The 22,440-nt window shown below is 70.7% G+C and carries 18 protein-coding genes; 6 read left to right on the top strand and 12 right to left on the bottom strand.

The window, feature by feature from the left end; genetic code table 11:
• Nucleotides 1-172 precede the first annotated feature (172 nt).
• A complete protein-coding gene (locus EDC02_RS21695; RefSeq protein WP_123603545.1) occupies nucleotides 173-1,429 on the bottom strand; it encodes a CdaR family transcriptional regulator in 1,257 nt (418 codons plus the stop codon).
• 207 nt (nucleotides 1,430-1,636) lie between these two features.
• On the opposite strand from EDC02_RS21695, the gene EDC02_RS21690 reads away from it, so the two are divergent.
• From EDC02_RS21690 to EDC02_RS21685, 3 genes are read left to right on the top strand one after another with little or no spacing between them, the layout of a single operon-like run.
• Complete coding sequence (locus EDC02_RS21690) at nucleotides 1,637-3,685, top strand: M6 family metalloprotease domain-containing protein (RefSeq protein WP_123603544.1); 2,049 nt, start codon at nucleotides 1,637-1,639, stop codon at nucleotides 3,683-3,685.
• Entirely contained in the window at nucleotides 3,682-4,143 is a 462-nt protein-coding gene (locus EDC02_RS40335; RefSeq protein WP_158632265.1) for a hypothetical protein, read from the top strand. The genes EDC02_RS21690 and EDC02_RS40335 overlap by 4 nt, the downstream gene beginning before the upstream one ends.
• The gene (locus tag EDC02_RS21685) at nucleotides 4,140-4,760 is read left to right on the top strand and encodes a TlpA disulfide reductase family protein (protein ID WP_158632264.1); all 621 of its coding nucleotides are present in this window, start codon (nucleotides 4,140-4,142) and stop codon (nucleotides 4,758-4,760) included. Before EDC02_RS40335 ends, EDC02_RS21685 begins: the two co-directional genes overlap by 4 nt.
• Before the next feature lie 102 nt (nucleotides 4,761-4,862).
• Here EDC02_RS21685 and EDC02_RS21680 read toward each other — a convergent pair whose 3' ends face one another.
• Nucleotides 4,863-6,755: a CocE/NonD family hydrolase gene (locus EDC02_RS21680; RefSeq protein ID WP_123603542.1), complete on the bottom strand. Its 1,893-nt coding sequence runs from the start codon at nucleotides 6,753-6,755 to the stop codon at nucleotides 4,863-4,865.
• Between the two features lie 158 nt (nucleotides 6,756-6,913).
• Between EDC02_RS21680 and EDC02_RS21675 the strand changes: the two genes are divergently transcribed.
• Nucleotides 6,914-7,954, top strand: coding sequence for a LacI family DNA-binding transcriptional regulator (locus EDC02_RS21675; RefSeq protein WP_158632263.1), 1,041 nt, complete (start codon nucleotides 6,914-6,916; stop codon nucleotides 7,952-7,954).
• Between the two features lie 32 nt (nucleotides 7,955-7,986).
• Here the strand turns inward: EDC02_RS21675 and EDC02_RS21670 are convergent, their stop codons facing one another.
• The 4 genes from EDC02_RS21670 to EDC02_RS21655 all read right to left on the bottom strand — a co-directional run bounded on the left by EDC02_RS21670 (nucleotide 7,987) and on the right by EDC02_RS21655 (nucleotide 13,173).
• Complete coding sequence (locus EDC02_RS21670; RefSeq protein ID WP_123605023.1) at nucleotides 7,987-9,210, bottom strand: ABC transporter substrate-binding protein; 1,224 nt, start codon at nucleotides 9,208-9,210, stop codon at nucleotides 7,987-7,989.
• A gap of 5 nt (nucleotides 9,211-9,215) precedes the next feature.
• Nucleotides 9,216-9,620, bottom strand: coding sequence for a roadblock/LC7 domain-containing protein (locus EDC02_RS21665; protein ID WP_123603540.1), 405 nt, complete (start codon nucleotides 9,618-9,620; stop codon nucleotides 9,216-9,218).
• 38 nt (nucleotides 9,621-9,658) lie between these two features.
• Nucleotides 9,659-12,367 (bottom strand): nitrate- and nitrite sensing domain-containing protein, encoded by a 2,709-nt coding sequence (locus tag EDC02_RS21660; protein WP_123603539.1) that lies wholly within the window; start codon nucleotides 12,365-12,367, stop codon nucleotides 9,659-9,661.
• Between the two features lie 413 nt (nucleotides 12,368-12,780).
• Nucleotides 12,781-13,173, bottom strand: coding sequence for a helix-turn-helix domain-containing protein (locus EDC02_RS21655; protein ID WP_123603538.1), 393 nt, complete (start codon nucleotides 13,171-13,173; stop codon nucleotides 12,781-12,783).
• An 88-nt stretch (nucleotides 13,174-13,261) separates the two neighbouring features.
• On the opposite strand from EDC02_RS21655, the gene EDC02_RS21650 reads away from it, so the two are divergent.
• Complete coding sequence (locus EDC02_RS21650; RefSeq protein ID WP_123605022.1) at nucleotides 13,262-13,678, top strand: RidA family protein; 417 nt, start codon at nucleotides 13,262-13,264, stop codon at nucleotides 13,676-13,678.
• Nucleotides 13,679-13,702: 24 nt separating this feature from the next.
• Here the strand turns inward: EDC02_RS21650 and EDC02_RS21645 are convergent, their stop codons facing one another.
• From EDC02_RS21645 to EDC02_RS21630, 4 genes are all read right to left on the bottom strand, one after another.
• Nucleotides 13,703-14,407, bottom strand: a complete 705-nt coding sequence (locus tag EDC02_RS21645; protein WP_123605021.1) for a response regulator transcription factor — start codon at nucleotides 14,405-14,407, stop codon at nucleotides 13,703-13,705.
• 47 nt (nucleotides 14,408-14,454) lie between these two features.
• Nucleotides 14,455-15,714 carry a sensor histidine kinase gene (locus EDC02_RS21640; protein ID WP_123603537.1) on the bottom strand — a complete coding sequence of 420 codons (1,260 nt, stop codon included), beginning with the start codon at nucleotides 15,712-15,714 and terminating at the stop codon, nucleotides 14,455-14,457.
• 68 nt (nucleotides 15,715-15,782) lie between these two features.
• Nucleotides 15,783-17,840 (bottom strand): serine hydrolase, encoded by a 2,058-nt coding sequence (locus EDC02_RS21635; protein WP_123605020.1) that lies wholly within the window; start codon nucleotides 17,838-17,840, stop codon nucleotides 15,783-15,785.
• A gap of 82 nt (nucleotides 17,841-17,922) precedes the next feature.
• The gene (locus tag EDC02_RS21630) at nucleotides 17,923-18,291 is read right to left on the bottom strand and encodes a MarR family winged helix-turn-helix transcriptional regulator (protein WP_123603536.1); all 369 of its coding nucleotides are present in this window, start codon (nucleotides 18,289-18,291) and stop codon (nucleotides 17,923-17,925) included.
• Nucleotides 18,292-18,619: 328 nt separating this feature from the next.
• Between EDC02_RS21630 and EDC02_RS21625 the strand changes: the two genes are divergently transcribed.
• Nucleotides 18,620-19,630 carry a TerC family protein gene (locus tag EDC02_RS21625; RefSeq protein WP_123603535.1) on the top strand — a complete coding sequence of 337 codons (1,011 nt, stop codon included), beginning with the start codon at nucleotides 18,620-18,622 and terminating at the stop codon, nucleotides 19,628-19,630.
• Between the two features lie 42 nt (nucleotides 19,631-19,672).
• Here EDC02_RS21625 and EDC02_RS21620 read toward each other — a convergent pair whose 3' ends face one another.
• Complete coding sequence (locus EDC02_RS21620) at nucleotides 19,673-20,416, bottom strand: ZIP family metal transporter (protein WP_123605019.1); 744 nt, start codon at nucleotides 20,414-20,416, stop codon at nucleotides 19,673-19,675.
• Between the two features lie 111 nt (nucleotides 20,417-20,527).
• On the bottom strand, nucleotides 20,528-22,288 hold the full coding sequence (locus EDC02_RS21615) for a S8 family serine peptidase (RefSeq protein ID WP_158632262.1): 1,761 nt from the start codon (nucleotides 22,286-22,288) through the stop codon (nucleotides 20,528-20,530).
• Nucleotides 22,289-22,440: the final 152 nt, after the last annotated feature.

Genomic DNA, 22,440 nt, shown 5'->3' with positions numbered 1-22,440 from the left:
TCGGCGAGTGGATCCGTCGACGAGACGACGGTCTTGGCGATCTCGGCGGGATCGCGGCCTTCGACCTCGCAGTGCCCGGCGAGGTGTGGCGCAACGGCTGGGACGGCAGCCGCTGGCAGTGGACCGAGCTACCGGGTACCGAGGCGGCACCGGGGTGGAGCTGACCGGCCGGTCAACCGACCGGTCGGGCCGGGCGGGCCAGCCGGTGCAGTTTGAGTGCCAGGTGCAGGCAGAGCCGTTCGTTGCCGTCCTTGAGGTCGGTGCCGGCGAGTTGCTCCACCCGCTGCAGCCGGTAGTAGAGCGTGGTGCGGTGCAGGCGCAGCGTCTCGGCCGCGGCGTGCGCATTGCCAGCCAGGTCCAGGTAGACCTCCAGGGTCTCCAGGAGCACCTGGTGGGTGTCGTCCCGCAGCATCCGCGCCAGCCCGGGATGCACCCCGGCGACGTCCAGTTGATGATCGTCCAGCTGCGATAACAGCCGGTATATGCCCAGATTGGCCCAGGTGACCACGGGGCCGAGTGCCGGCAGTCGGACCCCGACCCGCGCGGCGTTCAGCGCCTCCGTGTAGGAGTGCACGGTGTCGGCGAGCCGGTGACGCGGCTGGCCGAGCCCGACGACGACCCGCTGCACCGGAGCGAGCCGGCCGGTGATAGTCGCCAGGGCGCTGCTCAGCTGGGTGGCGGTCGCCGGCGGTGAGCCCCGCCCGGTCAGCCGCGCGTCGCGCAGCAGCAGCACCCCGTGGTCGTGCCGGACCAGATGCAGGGCCTCCCGGGCACCCACCCACCGCCGGGTGGCGACCAGGGCCTGTTCCAGGGCGATCCGAGCCGTCTCGTCGAGGACATGACCGGGTGCCGGCACCGGTTGGGCGACCAGCGCGGTGCTCTGACCGTCGCTGGTGACCACGCCGTCGGACAACAGTGACCGGACCACCTCGTCGCGCACGTCGGCCGAGTCGGACAGCAGCGTACGGGCGGCTTCGGCCTCCCGCTGCGAGGCCAGCTCACCTATCAGATTGGTGCGGTACAACGCCAACGCCAGATCCGCAGCGGCCTCGACGGCGGCGGCGATGTCGGCGTCGGACATGGTGCCGTCGGCATCAATGAACCAGACGAAGCCGAGTAGCAGGTCCCGGTGTCGCACCGGTACGCAGACCCGGGGCAGCAGTTCCAGGTCGGGGCAGGCCGGGGTACGGACCGGGGCGCGGGCCGTCATGATCCCGATGTCGCGGAACCAGGCGACGACCTCGGCGGCGGTGTGCCGGCGCAGAATCGAGTCGCGGCGTACGTCATCCATCGGACCGTCGTGTTCGCTGTAGACCACGACCCGCTGGCTGCGGTCCTCGATCAACGCCGGTCGGCCGACCCGGGCAGCGACGGTGTCCACGATGCGCTGCAGATCCGCCTGCAATCCGTACCCCCGGTCGTCACACATCCTGCGGCGGTGCCCCGACCACCGTCGAGTAACCACCTTCGGCCGCGCCGCGCCGCGCCGCGCCGCGCCGCAAGGCGCCGCCGATCCCGACTCCTGCAGGTGTCGGAAGAGATCGACACATGTCGGCGACAGCTGCACGGTGACCGGTGAACCTCGATGATTATAGATTCGGTGCCGGCCAGCTCCCTCGACGAGAGGTGACCCCCGATGCGCCTACTGTCCATCAGACGTCCGGTGCGCCGCGCGCTACTCGGCGCGGCCGTCGCAACCACATTGCTCGTGCCGGCGGGCGTGGGCACCGCCCTCGCCGCGCCCGGCAACCCGGCCGGTGGCGGTGGGCCGTTCGAGGTGCTCGACCCGCAGTACTGGCAGAACCCGGACACGATGACCTGGGAAGACTGGGTGGCGGTGCCGGGCCGCGACTGGGCCGACCCGACGGTGACCGGATCGGAGCGCAACTTCGACATCGCACTGGTCACCTTGGACTATCCTGATCAGCCGTTCGTGGTGACCCAGCGGGCCCGCTCGACGCCCTTCGGCAACCCGCAGGCGAGCGCCGCGAACATCCCCCGTGACCAGGTGACGCAGTTCTACACCGACTTCCTGAACACTCCGAACGACCTGAACAAGGGTCACACGCTGCACGAATACTGGATGCAGGACTCCAACGGCAGGTACGGCGTCGATCTGACCGGCTTCGGCCCGTACGAGATGCCGTCGAAGTCCTACCAGTACGGCATCGACAACGGGTTCAACCCGGGTGCCTGCCCGGCCGGCGAGCAGTGCGCCCGCAACATCCGTACCGACGGGCTCGGTGCCTGGCGGGCGGCGGTCGGCGACGAGGTGGCCGACTCGTACGAGCTGGTCTTCATCCTCTCTGCCGGTCAGGACGAGTCGTCGACCTGGCAGGAGTTCGGCCAGATGATGTTCCAGACGAAGGAGGACGTGCCGGACGCCTGGGGCCCGCCGGATCCGAACCTGCCGAACTGGGCCCGGACCCGCTACGTCGAGTGGACCTCGTGGAAGGCGGCGGCGTCGATCTGGCCGAACGCCGACGGCAGATCGTCGACCCAGGTGGAGAGCTCCGGCATCGCGGTGTACGCGCACGAGCTGAGTCATCTGCTGAGCATCGGCGACAACTACAACAACCCGTACGGCACCCCGCTGCGCCGCACCTACACCGGCATCTGGGGGATGATGTCGCGCGGGTCGTTCAACGGGCCGGGCGGCCCGCACAGCCGCTGGCAGATCCCACAGACCGGCGGCACCTCGATGGGTTCGCTGCACATGGTCCGCGACAAGATCAAAATCGGGTTGCTGGGTGAGGAACATCTGCTGCGGGTGTCCCGCGAGGCGCTGGCCTCGTCCGGGATCGTCGTCGCCGAGGTCACCGCCCGGTCGGTCGACGCCGGCCGCAACGGCCTGACCGGCATCAACATCGCCATGGACCGGGACCGGTCGCCGGCCTGCAGCACCAGCGCCGACCCGCTCTGCGGCGGCGGCAACTTCAACAACTACACCGTCGAGGTCGTCGACCGGATGGGCGCCGACTCGTTCACCCCGGACTCCGGGGTGCTGCTGAGCAAGACCAAGAACGCCGACAGCGCCCCGTTCGTGTGGGTGGTCGACGCCAACCCGCAGGACATCGACATGGTCGACTTCTACCAGCCGGACGGCACCCCGCAGAAGATCACCATGGGCGACTACCGGCAGCTCTCCGACGCGCTGTTCCACGCCGGCACCGGCTCCGGCAGCGAGTTCGAGTACGTCGACGAGGCCAACCGGCTGCACTTCTACATTCTCGACCTGCGCCGGGACAGTCACGGCGTGCTGTCGTACACCGTCGGGGTGCGGTCCCTGGACGGTGCCGGCGGTCCCAGCACACACGGTGTCGGCCTGTCCCGGGGCGCCGTCACCACGCCGAACAGCAAGCCGACCAACCGGGGCGTCACCTGCTCGTTCGAACTGACCAACACGGGCAGCTACTCGGCCGGCGGTCAGCAGCATCCGGAGGATGCCGCGGCGTACCTCGACGCCGACGTGTACCGGCTGTCGACCCGGGCGGCCGGGATCGGCTGGCGTTCGGAGCTGCCCAACGAGCTGGCCACCGCCGAGTTCGGCAGGTCGACCACGGTGAAGGTGTCGGTCGCCGCCGCCGCCGACGCGGTGTCGACCGGCTACATCAAACTGACCGCCACCTCGGTCAGCGACCCGACGAAGACCGTGACCGAGACGTGCCGCGTGAACAAGTCTTGACCAGGTCGTCCCGTCACCGCGAGTCGGTCCTCGCCGCGCTGCTGGTCGGCGCGGCGGGGGCCGCCCTGGCCCTGGCGGCCTGCGGCGGCGCGGCGCAACCGGAGCCGCGGTCGGCGGTCACCGTGCGGGTGCTGGTCCGGGACATCAACATCCGCCCGGTAGGGGTGGACTGCGCCGGCACCGGTGCGTACACGTTCTTCCACAACCGGGCGCCGTTTCGGGTCCTCGGTCCGGCCGGTGAAGTGCTCGCCGCCGGTGAGCTGCCGCCGGGGACCTCGGTCGCGGCCTTCGAGGAGGACCTTGAAGTGGAGCGGATCCCGACGTACTGCGAGTTCGCCGTACCGGTCGTGGTGGCGCAGCGTGGCGGCTACCGGCTGGTCGTCGACGACCGTACGCCGATCGCGCTGACCCGCGACGACAGCGAAGGCCCGGCGTTGGTCGCCGTGGTGCCGTCGTGACTGCCCGACCCCGTCGGCTGACCGGTGCCCGCCTGCTGCTCGCCGGCACGCTGGCGGCGGCGCTGGCCGGCTGTACTACCGGGGACGCCGCCGGGGATGACGCCGACGGCCCGGTGACGCACCCGGTGGCGTCGCCGGTGCCCGGCGGAGTGCTGACCCTGCCCGGCCCGGCGCCGACCGATCTCGCGCTGCGTCCGGCCCCGACCGACTCCCCGCCGGCACCGGCGGTCAGCGGTACGTTGACCGACCGCACCCCGCTGGCGTTGGCCGATCTGTGGGCCGACCGGGCGGTGGTGCTGACCTTCTTCACCTCCTGGTGCACGACCTGCGCCGACCAGCAGGCCGCCCTCAGTGACCTGGCCAGGGCGAACGCCGACCGGGTGGTGTTCGTCGGAGTGGTCGGCGCTGAGGACGACCCGGCGCAGGTGCAGGACTACCTGCGCCGCCACCGGGTGGAGCATCCGGTGCTGGTCGACGACGACGGGACGATCTGGCGGGCGTACGCGGTGCGCGAGCCGCCGGCGGTGGTGCTGATCGCCCGGGGCGGCGTGCTGTTGCGCGGTTTCCCCGGTGGGGTGGACACCGCGACGCTCACCGGCCTGCTCGCCGCCGTGTGACCCGCCGTGTGACCCGTCCTGGTGACCCGGTCCGCTGACCGACGGCCCGGTGACCTGTCGGTCCCGCCCCGGACTGCGGTAGCCCGGGGCGGGACCGTCGGTTCAGAGGCCGGCGGCGTGTGCGGCGGTGGTGCCGCCGACCACCGGGAGCACGATCCGGCTGGTCTTGAGGGCCACGTCGATGTTGGCCCTGGTCTGTACCGACTGACTCGAGTACTGCGGGTAGGACGCCACCAGGATCACGCCGATCCGGTGACCGGGCGCGAAGACGTAGTCCTCGGGCAGCAGCGGGAAGCTGAAGTTGTACTTCGTGCCCGGCTCCAGCGGGACGTCGACCCGGATCGACTGCCGGTTGCTGGCGTCCATGATGCCCTTGCTGACCAGCTCGTGGTCGGCGGTGGTCAGCTGTTTCTCGGTCTGCCGGTAGCAGCCGTCGTCGGTGGCGCTCGCCTCGCCCCAGCAGTCCTTGGTGGGCAGGGTGATGATGCCCTGGCCGGAGGCACGGTGCGCCACCCGTTCGGCGGTGCCGTAGTCGACCAGGACCGCCCCGAGATGGGTGTCGGCCTGGTCGGCCGACGCCCGGATCCTGATCTGCGGGGTGCCGGAGATGTGCAGCGGTGCGGTCAGCGGCTCGGACAGGTAGACCAACCGGTGCGGCTGCACCGCCTCCGGGTTGAGGATCATCGTGTTCTGGCTCTGCGACGGATTGTCCTGGAAGCTCTCGGTCACCGGGTCCGCGACCGGTACCAGCCCGAGTCCACCGGCACCGTCCGCGCCGGGCTGCAGGAAGATCTCGGTGTCGGCCTTGCCGGGCACCGGCCAGTCGGTGTACGTCTCCCACACATCGGCGGCCCGCTCCACGTCCACCCGGGGTTCGTCCATGATCCCGTTCGGTACCTGGTGCAGCCAGAAGTCGAACCAGCGGTGCAGGGTCGCCACCCACTCGGCGCGCCGGAAGTCGAACGGGTCCACGTGCCCGGTCTGGGTGATCCACAACTTGCGGGTGACGTCGTGTTCGGTCAGCGCGTACCAGAACTTGCTCATGTGGTCGGCGCGTACGTTGTCGTCGTTGATTCCGTGCACCAGGAAGACACTCGCGGTGATCTTGCCGACCTTCTTGACGTAGCTGCGCTCGTTCCAGAAAGCGGTGTAGTCGCCGTGCTCGTCGCCGTCGTTGGCGGCCAGCTCGTCGCGCACCGGCCGGCAGTAGTCGCGGCGGTCAGGGTTGGTGACCACGTTGGCGAGGTACGACGGGTAGCTGTTGCCCCGGGTCACCACTCCGTTGCTGCGTACGTAGTCGTAGTACTCGGCGGGGCCGCCGATCGGCACGATCGTGGTCAGCCCCTTGACTCCGGTCACCGCGGTCGCCATGGCCAGCGAACCGTCGTACGACTTGCCGATCATGCCGGTGTGGCCGTTGTGCCAGTCCGCGGTGACCGCGTCGCCGGCCGCGTCGCGGGCGACCGCCCGCCCGTTGAGCCAGTTGACGGCCTGCTTGGCGCTGAGGTTGTCCTGGTTGGCGTTGGTGGTCGGGCAGCCGGTGGAGGCGCCGGTGCCGACCATGTCCAGCAGGATGATCGCGTACCCGCGCGGCACGAAATAGTTGTCGTAGAACAGCGGCCACTGGTCAAGTAGGCCGTCGTCGTCGAGGTGCTGCTTGCACTGGGAGTCGTTGCCCCGGCACAGCGTCGTGTAGTACGGGCTGGCATCCATGATCACGGGTACCCGCAGCCCGTCGGCGGTGGCGGCCGGGCGGATGACGTCGAACGCGATGATGTCGCGCAGCCCGTCACCGTCGCTGTCGAAGGTCGAGTCGATGAACAGTTTTTCCCGGATCGCGTCCGCGTAGCCGAACACCGGCTGGGTGACTCCATCGGACACCACGATCGATGGTGCCGGCTGAGCGTACGCCGGTGACGATGCGCCGAACATGGCTACCACGGCCAGCGGAAGGACCACAGTGGCCGCCACCCACGATCTGCCGAGTCTTCCCATCCACACTCCTTTATAGGCTGTAGCCGTCAGGCTATGCGGCCGCAGTTGCCGGGACTACCGGCAACTGTCGGAAACCCGGGGCGCTAGCTGCGATGATCCGGCGGCGTGGTGGGAGGGTGGCGACAGTGGGTGACGGCGGACCGGTACGACGGATCGGTATGCGTGAGGTCGCTCGGGCTGCTGGCGTGTCGGTCTCCACCGTGGCCAACGTGCTGAGCCGACCGGCGATCGTCGCGCCGGCGACCCGCCGCCGGGTGGAGGACGTGATCGAGTCCGTCGGCTACGTGCCGAACGGTCCGGCCCGGCAGTTGCGCGGCCGGCCCAGCCCGATCGTCGCCAGCGTCACCCTGGACCTGGCGAACCCGTTCTACGCCGAGGTCAACCGGGGCATCGAGGACGAGCTCGCCGAGCACGGCTGTCTGGTGCTGGCCTGCAGCATCGACCTGCGCCCGGCCAAGGAACGGCAGCTGCTGAAACTGCTGCAGACCCAGGCGGTACGGGGCGTCATCATCGCGCCGGTCGGTGCGGACCCGGCACCGCTGCTGTGGATGAGTCGGCACGGCATGGCGGTCGTGCTGATCGACCATCCACGCGCAGAGCTCGACTTGTGCGCGGTCGCGGTCGACGACGTCGCCGGTGGCCGGCTGGCCGGTGAGCATCTGGTCGGGCTGGGGCACCGCCGGATCGCGTTCCTCGGCGGCACCCGGGACGCCGGGCCGGTGGCCCGCCGTCGCGACGGCGTACGGGAGGCACTGGCCGCAGCCGGTCTCGACCCGGCGACGGCGTTGCTGGACGTCCGCGTACCGTTGCATCCGCCGCCGCTGGTCGAAGCCGCCGCCTCGGCGGCGGCGCTGATCCTCGCCGCGACCCCGCCGGTGACCGCGGTGGTCTGTCTCAACGACACGGCGGCGCTGGGCCTGCTGGACGGGTTGGCTGCGGCCGGCGCCCGGGTGCCGGCGGACATTTCGGTCGTCGGCTACGGCGACCTGCCGTTCGCCCGTCGGTTGGCACCCGCGCTGACCACGGTCAGCCAGCCGAAGTACCGGCTGGGCCGGGCCGCCGCCGAACTGCTGCTGGACGAGGCCCGGCCGGGGCACGTTCACCGGGAGATCGGGTTCCGCCCGACCCTGGCGGTCCGCGCCTCGTCCGCCCCGCCGTCCGCCCCGCCATTCGACGCGTCGAAACGCATCGACTGGTAGCTATTGCCTTCGGTCGGGGTGCGACGGCACCCTCAGCCGCCGAGGGTGGTCAGCTCGGACACCACCACGTTGGCCAGTGCCCGGCCGTCGCGGCGGACCTGGCGCAGGTACCACTTCTGGATCGGGGCGTGGGTGGTCTTGGCGAACTGCCAGGGCCCGCGCGGGCTGGTGAGCTGCCCCAGCCCGGCGATCGCCGCGTTGATCTCCGCCGGTGTCGGGTTGACCCCGGCCGCGGTGATCGCCCGGTCCAGCACGGCCGCCGCGTCGTACGACGCCATCACGATCGAGGTCGGCGTCCGGCCGGGGTAGGTGGCGTTCCAGGCGGCGACGAACTCCCGGTTGGCCGCGTTGTCCAGGTCGGGGGAGTAGTTCAGCCCGTTGTAGATGCCCTCCGCTGCGGCGCCCTGCGCGTCGAGGCTAGCCGGTTCGGTCACGAAGCCCGCCGCGTAGAGCGGCAGGTCGGCGACGTCCGACTCGGCGTACTGCTGGACGAAGGAGATGGCGCTCTGGGCGTCGAAGAAGCAGTAGATCGCGTCGGCACCGGTCTGGGCGATCTCGTCGAGGTACGGCCCGAAGTCGGTGGTGCCCGGGAACGGGGAGAAGACGGCCTGCCCGGTGGGGTTGGCGATCCGGCCGCCGAGCGACTTGAAGGTGTCGACGAAGCCGCGCAGCTCGTCGCGGCCACCCTGGAAGTCCGGCCCGATGGCGTACACGCGGCCGTTGCCGACCTCCTGCTTGACGAACGGTGCCATGGCGACGCCGGGCTCTTCGGAGAGCAGGTTGGTGTGCCAGACGTACGTCACGTCGTCCAGCTCGGGTCGGCCCAGCCCGCCGACGAGCGGCACCTGGTGTTCGTTGATCAGCGGCAGGATGGCGGTGACGTTTCCGCCGTTGATGATGCCGGTGATCGCGGAGACGCCGTCCTGCTCCAGCAGCCGGGTGGCCGACTCGACGGCCACTCCGCTCTCGTACCCCTCGTCGCCGATGACCATCTCGGCCGGGTGGCCGCCGAGCTGGCCATCGTGCATGTCCAGGTAGAGCTGGAACCCGTCGCGTAGCTCGTCACCGGGTGCTTCGAGCTGGCCGTCGATGTTGGCGAGCATGCCGACCTTGATCAGCTGCGGCGTTTCGCCCGATCCGCCGAAGCATCCGGCGGTGCTGACGGCCAGGACGCCGGTCAGGCCGGCGGCGAGCAGCCGACGACGGTCGGAGCGGGCGGCGGCGTGGGGGCGTGTCCACCAGGTCAGGCGTCGCATGCCGATCACAGGGCCCGCAGCAGTTCGGCACGGACCGCCGGGGTGAGCGCCTCGCCCATCCGGTTCGCCAGGTCGGTCATCTCGTAGGAGACCTGGCCGACGTCGCAGGTGGGGGAGGCTAGTACGAGCAGCGACGCGCCGTCGCTGAACGACATGCAGAACATGAATCCGCCGTCCATCTGGGTCACGTTGGAGATCACCGTTCCCGCCTCGAAGAAGCGGGCCGCCCCGACGAGCAGGGCGATGAGGCCGCTGCCGGTGGCGGCGAGCTGGTCGGCCCGGTCCCGGGGCAGGCCGTAGTTGTGCGCGAGGACCAGCCCGTCGGTCGAGATGGCAAGGGCGTGGCTGACCTCTGGGGTCTGACTGACGAAGTTCTGCAACAGCCAGCTCAAATCGTTCGGGCTCGTCACGGCGGCGCTCCAGGTCGGGAGAGGTGGGAGGGTCAGCGTCAGGCGGAGGTGGGGGCGCGACGTCCGGCCACGCCCTTGGCGTAGGCCGACATCGCCGCCGACACGGCGCCCGGGTCGAGCTTGCGGGGCGCGTCGGAAGCGGGCTGCGGCGCGTCGGGGATCAGGTGGTGCTGCGGTACGCGGCGCGGCAACCCGACCTGGTCGGCTGCGCTCGTGGCGGTGGTGGTCGCGGCGGTGGCGACTGCGGTCGTGGCGGCCGTCCACCGTTCACCTTCGTCGTTCGGCCAGGTGACGATCACCGAATCGCCGTCCATCGCCGTCTTGAACCAGCCGTTGACCTTACGCCGGGCCTCGGCCACCGCCGTTCCCACCGTGGCCGCTGTCGCGGCCGTCGGCGGGGCTGACACCGGCCGCGTGGGGGCGGGTACGGACACCGACGCGGATGCCGCTGCCGGCACCTCTGGGGGAGCTGACGTGAGCGGGGGAGCTGACGTGGGCGGGGGCGCCGGAGTGAACGGCGGCGCTGACGTGAGCGGGGGAACTGACGCGGGCGCCGGGGCCGACGTCGGCGGCAGTGGAGGCGTCGACGCGGGCGGGGCTGGGGGCGCGGGCGGGGGTGACGGCGCCGAATCGGGTGCGGGTGTCGGGCGGAACAGCGGCGCTGGTGCCTTCACCGTGGCCCGGCCGGCGTTGATCACCGGCCGGTCGCCGCCAAAGGCCGCCGGTACGATCGGCCGACCGCCGACCAGCGACGGCCGGGCATGCCAGGCGAGGGCCGGTGCCGGCTCGGGATTCTGCACCGGCCGGCGGGTGATGACCGAGGCGGGCATCATGATCTCGGCGACCGTGCCACCGGATGCTCCGGGACGCAGCTCGACCCGGACGCCGTGCCGGGCGGCCAGCCGGGCGACAACGCTGAGACCCATCGCCCGTACGCCCGACACGTCCACCGTCCCAGGGCTGGCCAGCTGGGCACTGAGCTGGGCACACCGCTGCTCGGAGAGCCCGACGCCCTGGTCCACCACCTCGACGATGGCCCGGTCGGACAGCGCGTGCCCGGTGACCATCACCTCGGTCTCCGGCGGCGAGTACCTGGTCGCGTTGTCCAGCAGTTCGGCGAGCAGGTGCGCGACCTCGTCGACGGCCGTGCCGGCGACCGACAGCTCCCGGTCGACCGTGCCGATCCGTACCCGGATGTAGTGCTCGATCTGGGAGAGCGCGGCCTGGATCACGTTGTCCAGCGGCACCGCTTCCCGCCGTACCCGGGAAATGCCGGAACCACCGAGCACCAGCAGGCTCTGGTTGATCCGCGCCATCCGGGTGGCGAGGTGGTCCAGCTGGTAGAGCTGTTCGAGCCGGTCCGGGTCGGTCTCGTCACGCTCCACCCGGTCGACCTGGGCCAGCATCGCGTCGACCAGTCGCTGCTCGCGTCGGGACAGGTGGACGAAGATCTCCGAGACGTTGGACCGCAGCACCGCCTGTACGCCGGCGACCCGTACCGCCTCGCGGTGCAGCGCGCGGGTCGCGGTCGCCACCTCGGCGATCTCGTCGGTACCGGTGATCGGGAACTCCGACACCGACCGGTCGGCCACCTCGTCGGGCTGGACGGTGCCGGGCGCGGCGGCGTCGAGTTCGCGGACCACGGCCGGCAGCCGGTCGTACGCCACGGTGGTCACGATGTTGCGGAGGCTGCGTAGCCGTTTGGTGATCCGCCGGGCCACCACACCGGTGAGCGCTGCGGTGAGGACCAGTACGAGGAGGATGCCGACACCCTGCAGCACCGCGGCGTAGAGCCGTTGCTGACGCTCGGCCGCCACCGCGTCGGCCACCGCGGCGTCCATCTGGCGCTGGATCCCGAACAGCTGACCGATCCACCCCTCGGTGGCCTCGACCCAGGCGTCCGCGTTGATCCCGAACCGTTCGCCGGGCAGGGTCCGCCCCACCTGGTCCTGTAGGCGCTGACCGGCGACGACCTGCGGGTCGGTGCCGATCTGCTCCCAGCGCACCACCCATTCCTGCCCGGCCAGTTCGAGGAACGAGTTGCTGGCCTCGACGAACCGGGCCTGCGCGCCGGCGCTCTCCTGCTGACCGGCGGCGGTCAGCGGGCTGCCGAGGCTGCGCAGCACGATGATCTGCTGCTGCCCGATGGCCTCGCTCGCTTCCGACACCGCGACCGCCGCCCGGACCAGGTCGGCGGTGGCCGCCGAGTTCTCGGCGACCACCGAGGTGCGGAAGGCGAGCAGGTCGGCGATGAGGATCCGGTAGCTGAAGGCGATCGCCGACAGCGACACGCGTGGGCTGGAGCGGACCTGTTCGCGAACGGTGGTCAGCGCGTCGAGCCCGGCGTCGACGCGGCGTAGGACGGGGTTGTCCCCCGTCACCTCGGTCCGTTGCTGCTGGAACGTGGCGATCGCCGCGTCGGTCCGGGCGACCTGCTGCGCGTAGCTGTCGCTGGCAGTCTCCCGTTCGGCGGTCAGCTCCACGGCGGCGACCACCCGTTCGGCCTGCAACGCGCGGGCGAGCGTGCCCGCCTCTGCGGAGAGCTGTACCAGGTCGGTGACCCGGTTGGTGTTGATCACCTGCCGGACGGTGCCCTGCAGGGCGATTCCGGCGAATCCGATGACGGCGACCAGTGGTACGGCCACCAGGAGCCGGAGCAGGCGCACGATGCTGCCGCGGGTCAACCACCGGCGGCGGTGGTCACCGGAGCGGGTGTGCGCCGCGCCTGCTGACAAGGCCCGTGTCACGCGAACTCCGTCCTCTTACGTTTGCGTTGTCGACGTCGGCCACCGCAGGAGCCAGGGAAGCGTGGGTCGATGGGGTGCATCGGCACGTCTACCCATGTCAGGGCGCATTCCTACCATGACGTTGACGGCGCCTTCTAGACTCCTGCTCGGCTCCCGGCCGGGATTGACGCGCTGGTCACATCCGCGACGCGCAACGGCTGATGCCCGCCTCAGCCGATCGATAGATCGATTGGCCGTACGGGCGATTACGTGCTGGCTGCGATCTTGTAGGGCAGTGCCTGCCGGTGGGTCCTACGATGCCGCAGGTGGGCAGGGCGAACAGTCCGGTCGTCGGTCCGTGGCAGGCGCTCACCCTCGACATCGGACGGCGGCGGATGCCCGGCCTGCGGGTGCGGGCGGCGGGGCGCGGCCGGTCACGACTTCACGCTTGCCTGCGTCACCTCATCGTCGAAGCGGCGGCGGGCGCGTTCGACCTCGGCGTAGTTGGCGGCGGTCCAGCCGAAGAGGGCGTCGACGAGGTCCTGCAGGGCCTTGCCCAGCGGGGCGATGCGGTACTCGACGGCGAGCGGGCGGGTGCCGGTGACGACCCGTTCGACCATGCCGTTGCGTTCGAGTCGGCGCAGCGTGGCGGTCAGCGACTTCTGGGTGACCGCCGGGATCTCCCGGCGTAGCTCGTTGAACCGCAACGGCCGCCCGCACAGCGTCTCGAGCACCCGTAACGACCATTTGTCCAGTACCTGGTCCAGTAGCTCCCGCTGCTCGGCATTGAGTGGGGAGTCAGCTTCCGCGAGGGTGGTTTCCGGCATGACACCTAGTATCGTTGAAGTTCCCTTCGGATACCAGGTAGACATCTGATACCTGATGGCGTTCGTGTTCGACGATGGGAAACCCGCAATGACCACCGTGCAGCTGCTGTCCCCGGAGGGGATGGCCCGGCCCGTCCCGTACCATCACGTGTCGATCGGCACCGGCAGTCGCCAGGTGCACGTCGCCGGCCAGGTCGGGCGGGACGCCGACGGCAGGCCGGTCGGCGACACCGACGAGCTCGCCGACCAGGTGGCGCAGGCGTTGCGCAACACCGCGCGCGGTCTCGCCGGTGCCGGCGCGAGCTTCACGGACGTGGTCCGACTGCGGTTCTACGTCACCGAGTGGACCCCGGAGCAGATGGACGACCTGATGGCCGGCGTCGCGAGGGTGGCCGACGAACTCGCTATCCCGCAGCCGTTCCCACCGTCGTCGCTGATCGGCGTCGAGGTGCTGTACGCCCCGGACGTGCGGGTGGAAATCGAGGCCGACGCGGTCCTGGACTGAGACGCGGTCCTGGACTGAGCGGCGTCAGCGGGGGACCAGTCCGTTCTGGTACGCCCACACCACGGTCTGCAGTCGGTCCCGTACCCCGATCTTCGCCATCGCCCGCCCCAGATGCGACTTGACGGTGCTGGTCTCGATGAACAGCTCGTCGGCGATCTCGTTGTTGGACAGGCCCCTGGCGAGCAGCCGGACGATCTCCGCCTCCCGGGGGGTCAGCTGCTGCGCGGCCGCCGACTCGGGTGACGCCGCCGGACGCCGCCGGGCGAACTCGGCGATCACCCGGCGGGTCACCGTCTGGTCGACCAGACCGTAGCCGGCCGCCAGCCGGCGGATCGCGTCGATCAGGTCCTCGGGCTCGCAGTCCTTCAGGATGAAGCCGCTGGCCCCGGCTTCGAGCGCGCCGAAGACGTACTCGTCGAGGTCGAACGTGGTCACCACCAGGATCGCCGGTGCCGACCCGGCCGCCGACGACCCCGCCGGTGCCGACCCGGCCGCCGACGACCCCGCCGGTGCCGACCCGGCTGCGTCGGCGAGGATCTGCCGGGTCGCGGTGAGCCCGTCCCCGCCGGGCATCCGCACGTCCATGCAGATCACGTCGGGGCGCAGCCGTCGGGCGGTGGTGACCGCCGCTGACCCGCTCGACGCCTCCGCCACCACCTCGATGTCGGCGGCCTGCTCCAGCAGCACCCGGAAACCGGCCCGGACCACCGCCTGGTCGTCCACCAGCATCACCCGGATCGTCCCGGCCCCGGCGTCAGCCCCGGCTTCCGCAGCGGTCACGACCGCTCACCTCCGTTGTCCGTCAGCGTCACAGTGACAGACCAGCCGCCGTCGGCGGTCGGCCCGGCCGCGAATCGGGCACCGATCAACTTGGCCCGTTCCCGCATGCCTACCAGGCCGACGCCGCTGCTGGTCCGTACCGCCGGCTCCGGGCGTCGGGCCGGCGGGGCGTTCACCACCGCCAGCGACACCGCAAGCGGCAGGTACCGCAGCGTGACCTGGACGGGAGCGCCCGGCGCGTGCTGCCGGGCGTTGGACAGCGCCTCCTGCACCGTCCGGTAGAGCGCCACGTCGGCGATCGGCGACACCGGGCGGGGCGTCCCGTCGATGGCGCATTCGACCGGCGTACCCAGGTCCCGGGCGGTCCCGACCAGTTCGTCGAGCACGGCCAGCCCGGGCACCGGAATGGCGCCCTCGCCGTCGGGGTCCGGGCCGTCACCGTCGGTCCGGTCCGCCGGGCCGGCCCGCAGCACCCCGACCACCAGCCGCAGATTGTCCAACGTCGCCTTGCCCTGCGCCCGGATCCAGGCCACCCCCTCCTTTGCCGCGGCCGGATCCCGGTCGATCAGCTGCTGCACCGCCGCCGCCTGCACCACCATGCCGGACAGGTGGTGCGCGGCGACGTCGTGCAGCTCCCGGGCCATCTGGGTACGTTCCGCGCCGATCGCCGCCCGTACCTTCGCCTGCTGGGTCCGGACCGCCTCGGCGGCCTGCTGACGGAGCAACCGCACATAGCGCCGGTGGGTGGCCACGTAGCTGCCGACGAACGCGCCGCCGAGGTAGGACAGCACGCTCGACCCGGCCGGGCCAACCGCCGGCAGCAGCAGGCCGGACGATCCCGCCGCGGCGGTGCCGACCGCCGCCGCCGTCTCGACCGCGGCCGCCGCGCCGACCAGCGCGAAGGACCGCCGGGCCGGCAGCAGACCCCCGATGGTGTACGCCACGACGAACGGCGCGAACCCCCGGATCGTCGCGTCCGGTGGCGACGACGCGATCATCACGACCTGGACGCCGACGACGGCGGCGAGGCAGACCAGCGGGCGGACCCGGCGCAGACACAGCAGCAGTGCCTGCCCGACGGCGAGACAGACCAGCAGCCACTCCCGCGCCGGGGTGAGCGCGAACGCGTCCGGCGGCGTCACCACCCAGAACAGCGCCGCCAGCAACGTGAACGTCAGTGCGGCGACGCTGGCCGCGAGCAGACAGTCACGGACGAACGGCCGGCCCTCGATGTGGTCGTTCATGGTCGTCGGCATCCTCTGTTCCAGGTGGTGACGGGCCGCGACGGGCGGTCTGGCCGGCGTCGGGTAGGCGGTTCGTGCTGTCAGTAGGAGATGTTCGGCGCGAGCAGCATGAACTCGATAGCGAACCACCCCGTACCGGCGAGGGCCAGCAGAACCAGGGTGCTGCCGGCGGTGCGCGACCAGCCGACCCGACGGCGGACATCGTCCACCAGACGGACCGCCGCCGGGATCACCCCGAGCAGGCCGATCAGCTGGAACAGCTGCACGGTGCGCAGCGAGACGGCGGAGAGATCCTCCAGGTTCATGACCAGCACCAGACCCACCGCCCAGCTGGCCAGCGCGAGCAGGGCACTGCCGACGGCGACCCGGCTCAGCACCCGGGCGGTGCGTCCGGCCCGGTCGCGTGGTGTCCGGCGCAGGACCCGCCGGCCGATCGCCCCGACCGGCCAGGCGAGAACGGTGAGCAGCAGGACCACCGCCGATGCCCCGATCACGCCGAGGGCCAGGATGGTGCCACGGGCCGGTTCGACCGGCAGCAGCGCGAACGCGGAGTCGAAGGCGATCGCCTCCACCTTGCCGCCGGCCGCCCGCATCGCGACGGTGTGCTGACCGCCCACCTCACGCCACACCCACGGCTCGATCTCTTCGTAGACGGCGGCGGAATCGTACAGCGGACGCGGCTCGAACAGCAGGCGGCCGTCGTCACGGACGCTCACCGTGGTCCGCCCGGTCAGGCCGATCAGGGTCAGGAAGTTGCTCCGGACGGTGCGGGAGCTTTCGTACGTGCCGGCGGCCATCGCGGCCCGCTCGGCCGAGCCGGCCGGTGTGTTGGACACGGACCCGGCGGGTGCCGCCGGGAAGTACCGGTCGGCGAACTGTTCGGTCAGCGCCAGCCGCAGCTTGTGGTTGGCCAGCGCCGACGTGCCGGTGCTGTTCAGCGAGACGAAGAAGCCGGCGCCTTCCTCCGGGTAGATCTGCAGGTGGCTGTGGAAGTACAGGGTGTCGCCGCCGTGTCCGATGATCCGCCGGCCGTTGCGGCTCTCGTCGAAGAACCCGAAGGTCATGCGGGGGCCGGCGGCGAGCGTACCGAGCGACGCGGCGTCCAGCGCCGGCTGGTGCATCAGGTCGAGCGTCGCCGCGTCCAGCAACGGCTGGTCACCGACCGGTTCACCCAGGTGGGCGAGCATGAACCGGGCCATGTCCGGGGCGGAGGCGCTCATCGCCCCGGCCGGCGGGGTGCTGACGATCTCGAACGCGCCGGCCGGGGCGGACGCGGTGGCGTACCCCTGCGACATGCGGCCGGCCAGCGGCGCGGGCAGCGGCTGCTCGAACGTCGACGACGTCATGCCGAGCCGGTCGAAGATGTTGCGCTGGACGTACTCCTCGAACGGGACGCCGCTGACCCGTTCGACGATGTAGCCGGCCAGCGAGTTGCCGTAGTTGGAGTACGCCGGCACGGTGCCCGGCCGGAAGATCTGCTCCGGCGGGTCGGTGACCAGCGCCTCACGCAGATCGGCCGAGGCGCCTTCCTGACCGATCAGGCCGGCGATCCGCTCCTCGAAGCCGGGGGTGTGGGTCAGCAGGTGCCGCAGGGTGATCGGCTCGTCGAAGCTGCGGGGGAGGTCGAAGTCGAGGTAGCGGTCGATGTCGGTGTCGAGGTCGAGACGGCCGTCCTGGACGAGCTGCATGACGGCGGTGGCGGTGGCGAGCTTCGACACCGAGCCGATCCGGAACAGGTGCTGCTCCGGATCGACCGGCACCGCTGTGTTGTTGCCGTCGCCGGTGCTGCCGGTGCCGGTGTCGGCGTGGCCGTACCCCCGGGTGGTGACGATCTTGCCGTCGTGGACGACGGCGACGGTGGCCCCGGCGATGTCGTTACGCTCCAGCGCGTCCGGTAGCACGTCGTCGAGCCAGGCGTCGACGTCACCGCCGTCCAGTGCGGCCGGTTCGGCGGCTGCGGCCGGGGTTCCGGTCGTCGGTGCGGCGTCGTGCGGTGCGGCGCCCGCACCACACCCGGCGACGCTCGCGCCGACGGCGACCGCGATCGCCAGGGCGGCGCCGACGCGCCGCAGTCGGCCGGTGGGCCGCAGCAGGTACGACCGGTACGCGGTCTGCTCTGATGCATTGCTCTGGGTCATGCACAACAGCCTGCTGTGGCGGCGCGGCCAGGCCATCTGGCGCAGGGCCACATTCGACTTACGACCTTGGTAGGAGGTCGGATCAGCCTCCGGTAGGCGGATCGGGTCGTGGCTGCTCCGGCCCGGGCCGGTCGGATTGCCGGGTGAACAGGTCGAGCAGGTCGCCGATCTGCCGGTTGGCTTCGGCGGGGTGTCGGAAGTGCCCGGTCGGGTCGACGGTGTACTGGTTGCGGCGACCGACCCGGGTGCGGCGCAGGTAGCCGGCGGCCGCCAGGTCGGCCACGATGCCCTGGGCCGCGCGTTCGGTGATCCCGACGGACGTGGCTACGTCGCGCAGCCGTACCGTCGGGTCCCGGGCGATGGCGAGCAGCACGTGCGCGTGGTTGGTGAGGAAGGTCCAGCCCCGGGCGGGCGGCTGCGCGCCGGGCTCGGCTGATGCTGGCACCGACATGCTGACCCGCCGTCCCCTCGTCGTCGCCCTCGTCGTCGCGCGGCCTTCAGACGCAATATACGTAGGACAGTACGTGAAAGCGGGATCGTAGGTCCGGCCGTTCGCCGCCGTGTCGGCGGTAGTGGGTCGGCCCTTGACATGCGAACCATGCTTCGCGAATACTTGTGCGTAGTTCGAGGGGGAGTACCCGCGTACCACCGCGTCGTCGTCAGCACGGGCCCGGACCTGCCGCGCCCCGGTGACGCAGCCGCCACCCGGTGGCTCGGGGAGACCTTCGTCCAGTAGTGCCGGCCCTGACCACGGGTCGGCCGGGCGAAAGGTCTGTCCGTTGACCGTTTCCTGGTGGGTCTGGGCCGCGCTGATGCTCGCGGTCGCCGCGATGCTGGCCGTCGACCTGTTCCTGCACCGCGACAACCACGTCATCGGCTTCCGTGAGGCCGCCATCTGGTCCGGCGTCTGGATCGCCGCCGGCCTGCTGTTCGGCGTACTGCTGTGGGTCTGGCAGGGCGGCGAGATCGCCAGCACCTACTACGCCGGCTACCTGATCGAGAAGGCGCTGTCGATCGACAACGTCTTCGTCTTCGCGCTGATCTTCAGCTACTTTGCCGTCCCGGCCGCCTACCAGCACAAGGTGCTGTTCTGGGGCGTCATCGGCGCCCTCGTGTTCCGGCTGGTGTTCATCTTCGTCGGCGCCGAACTGCTGGAGACGTTCTTCTGGACCGCGTACCTGTTCGGCGCGTTCCTCATCTACACCGGCTACAAGATGGCCTTCCGGCACGACGAGCAGACCCCACCGGACCGCAACCCGGTGGTCCGCCTGGTCCGCCGCGTCATCCCCACCGACCCGGCGTACCACGGCGAGAAGTTCTTCACCCGGGTCGACGGCAAGCGCGTCGCGACCCTGCTGTTCGTCGTTCTCATCGCGGTCGAGGCCACCGACCTGATCTTCGCCATCGACTCGATCGCGGCGATCCTGGCCATCAGCACCAGCACGTTCATCGTCTGGACGGCGAACGCCTTCGCCATCCTCGGATTGCGCAGCCTCTACTTTTGCCTCGCCGGGCTGCTGCGCCGATTCGTGCACCTGCACTACGGCCTGGCCGTGCTGCTCGCCTTCGCCGGCGTCAAGCTGATCCTCTCCGAAACCCCGGTCGGCAAGCTGCCCATCCCGCTCACCCTCGGGGTCATCGTCGTCACCATCGCGGTGTCGATCATCTGGAGCCTGCGCAGCACCAGCGGAACCGGCGATGGTGGTGGCGGTGTCGGGGACACCGCCGGCATCGACCCCGACGCGGGTGGCAGGGCCGACGAGGTGTACGGGGAGAAGGTCGCCAACTGAGGCCGGCCCGCAAGCGCGCGGAGCGCCCACACCGAACGCGCCCTATCCGGGTCGGACGGCCAGCGCCACACCCAGCAGCAGCGCGAGTCCGGCGGCGAATCCGACAGTGTGTATCGCCTTGTCGTGGGCGGCGGGCTTGGTGGTCAACTCGGGTACCAGGTCGGCCAGGGCGATGTAGATGAAGTTCCCGGCGGCGAACGGGATCAGCACGGCGATGTCGACGTGTTCGGCCAGGCCGTACGCGGCCAGAGCACCGACCAGGACGGTGGAGGCGGAAAGGAGATTCCAGGACAGGGCGCGACGCCGGGACCAGCCGCTGTGGACCAGAATGCCGAAGTCGCCCATCTCCTGAGGAATCTCGTGGGCGGCGGCGATCAGCCAGGTGACGATGCCCAGGCGGATGTCGGTGAGGAAGGCGGCGCCGATCGCCAAGCCGCCGATCAGGTTGTGCAACGCGTCCGCGATCAGGATCAGATAGCCCACCGGCCGGTGCTCGGACACCGGCCGGTGACAGTGGTGCCAGTGCAGGTACTGTTCCAGGATCAGGAAGGTCAGCAACCCGGCGGCGAGCCAGACGTAGACACTCAACTCGTTTCCCAGCGCGGCCACCGACTCCGGCAGCATGTGGAACAGCGCGCCGCCGAGCAGGGAACCGGCGGCGAGCGCCACCAGCGGCAGGACGATCCGGTTGAAGATCCGCTCGGGGAGCACGAAGGTCAGGCTGCCGGACAGGGCGAGCAGGGCCATCGCGGAACCCGCCAGAACGATCCACGCCAGTGTCGGCACCGAACCCACCTCCGGTCGAACGACCCAGGTCTGCCCTTGGCTGGTAAGCCCAGCTTAGGAGCCCGCGCTGGCGGGCCGGGTACCGTTTCCGGTACCCGGCCCGATCGGTTGTCAGACGACGGTGCAGGGCGTTCCATTCAGGGTGAACGCGGTCGGCTCCGCGGTCCCGGAACCGGTGCCGTTGAACCCGATGTTCGCCGTGCCCTGCGGCAGCAGCGTCGAGTTCCACGTCAACGAGGTCGCGGTGACGTCCTGGCCGCTCGTACCGTAGGTGGCGGACCACCCGCTGCCGAACGAGTGCCCACTGGGCAGGGTGAAGGCCAGGGTCCAGCCGTTGATCGTGCTGGTGCCGGTGTTCGTGATGACGATGTTGCTGGTGAACGTGGAGCCACCGCTGTTGATCGCGTAGGAGACCTGGCAGGTGCCCGCCCCCGACGGCGTGTTGACGGTGACCGCCGACGAGAACGGCGACAGGTTGCCGGCCGCGTCCTCAGCCCGTACCCGGAACTGGTAGCTGGTCCCCGGGGTCAGCCCGGTCGCCGGGAACGAGTTCGTCGCCGACGTGCCGGCCGGCGCGAACCCACCGCCGCCGGTGGCCCGCTCGATCTCGTAGCCGACCACCCCGACGTTGTCGGTCGACGCCGTCCAGGTGAGCGTGGCCGAGGTCGCGGTCACGCCCGACGCCACCGGGGTGCCAGGGGTCGACGGCGCGATGGTGTCGGTCACCGTGCTTCCCGGGTCGGCGTACAGCAGCAGGTTCGGCGACCCGGTGCCGATGCCGGTCAGCACGTTGCTGGTGGCCGCGCTCAGCAGCGCCGCCTTGGCCTGGGCCATCGTCGCGCTCGGGTTGGTCTCCAGGTAGCGGGCCACCCAGCCGGTCACGTGCGGAGCGGCCATCGAGGTGCCCGACCAGCCGGAGGCGACGGCGCTGTCGCTACTGTTGCCGGCCGAGGTGATGCTGTTGCCCGGAGCGAAGACGTCGATGCAGGAGCCGTAGTTGGAGCTGGACCACCGGCTGTCGGTGATGGTGGTCGCGCCCACCACGATGCCGTCCGGCGACCGCGGGTTGTTGCCGCAGGCGTCACTGTTGTTGTTGCCCGCCGCGAACACCGCCAGTACCCCGGCGTCGATCATGTTCTGGGCGGCCGTGTTCACCACGACGCCGTAGTTCTGCAGACTGAGATTCGCCACCGAGCGCGGCGGTGCGTTCGTCGCCACCCAGTCCATGCCTTCGATCAGGTCCGCGTTGGTGCCGCCGTTGCTGCAGTTCAGCACCCGCACGTCGCGGATCTGCACGTCCTTGGCGACGCCGTACGTGGCGCCACCGACGGTGCCGGAGACATGCGTGCCGTGGCCGTGGCAGTCGCCCGGGCTGTTGCCGTCGTTGACGGCGTTGTAGGCCCACTGAGCCCGGGTGCCGAAATCGTCGTGCGTGGTACGGATCCCGCTGTCCAGGACGAACACGGTGGTCCCGGTGCCGTCGGTGTCGTAGCTGAACTCCTGGTCGAGCGGGAGGTTCTGCTGGTCGACCCGGTCCAGACCCCAGGATGGGGGATTGGGCTGGGTGGTCGCGCCGCCGACGGTCACAGTTGGCTCGACGGCTTGGACCACGGCGTCGGCCTGGACGTACTCGACGTTCGGGTTGGCGCGCACCGACTCGAGAGCGTCGGCGTCGAGCTTCGCGGAGAATCCGTTCAGCACCGTCGCGTACGGGTGGACCTCCCGGCCGCCGGCCTGCTCGGCGGCCACCACAGGGTCGTTCGCCGCGCCGCCGGTGAGCGGCTGGTCCTTGAGAACGACAATGTAGCCGCCGTTCGGCGTGCCATTCTCGGCGGGTAGCAGGGGAGCGAGAGAAGTCGCCGATTGAGCCATCGCTGGGGTGGCGCCGAAAACTACCAGAAGTGCGGAAGCCGCGGCTGTCGCGATTGCCTGGCGACGGTATCGATGCGGTCTGGACATAGGAGAAACTGGCCTCCTGGGCGCGGTGACGCATGGACTACCGGTGAATTGGACGGCTTGCCCGG

Origin of the sequence: Micromonospora sp. Llam0 (assembly GCF_003751085.1) — a bacterium.
GTDB lineage: Bacteria > Actinomycetota > Actinomycetes > Mycobacteriales > Micromonosporaceae > Micromonospora_E.
This window is presented reverse-complemented; position numbering and strand designations above follow the sequence as displayed.